This window comes from Shewanella sp. 0m-8 (assembly GCF_052977265.1).
In genome coordinates, this window is record NZ_JBRIMB010000112.1 from 1 (window position 1) to 678 (window position 678).

At 44.2% G+C, this 678-nt stretch carries 1 tRNA gene; it reads right to left on the minus strand.

The features are described from left to right. Positions 1–493: 493 nt before the first annotated feature. Positions 494–569, minus strand: a tRNA-Ala gene (locus tag ACVBIO_RS21595). Positions 570–678 lie beyond the last annotated feature (109 nt).

A 678-nucleotide genomic window follows, 5' to 3' on the forward strand; every position in this document is an offset into this window, starting at 1 on the left:
CTATGCGCTTCACTCGTTGCAAACCACATGGTCTTGTATGTTCCCGACATACATAAGACATTTCCTCCATCCCTGGACGTCAGATGTGGTGAATGTCATAAATGCACGACTATATGGATATAGGCGGTAGAGTAACGCAAGAGCAGTTACCGAGGAGCATTTAATGACCTTGTCTCTGTGCCGCTAAACTTTCTCTGAGCGACCACATCTTTATACTGATTGGTATCCCCCCCTCCCCTAACATTGATGAGACGTGTCGAGTCATTAAGTGTACCCAGTCCTTGAGCTTCCAGATCCTAAAAAAAGATTCAATATTCGTTTCAACCTAAACTTGGGACACTCAGTACAAAGTATTAAACAACAAATGCACAGAAGAATTAAAGCGTGCCCGCTAAAACTTGAGTGGAAACAATAACGAAGTATGTTCAAAATTTAGACACAAAAAAACCACCCTTAGGTGGTTTTTTTGTGTCTATCATCTGAATGATAAATTTGGTGGAGCCTAGCGGGATCGAACCGCTGACCTCAACACTGCCAGTGTTGCGCTCTCCCAGCTGAGCTAAGGCCCCATTTTACGCTAAACAATCAGACCGAAATCTCATTATTTTAAATAGTGGTATCCCCTAGGGGATTCGAACCCCTGTTACCGCCGTGAAAGGGCGGTGTCCTAGGCCTCTA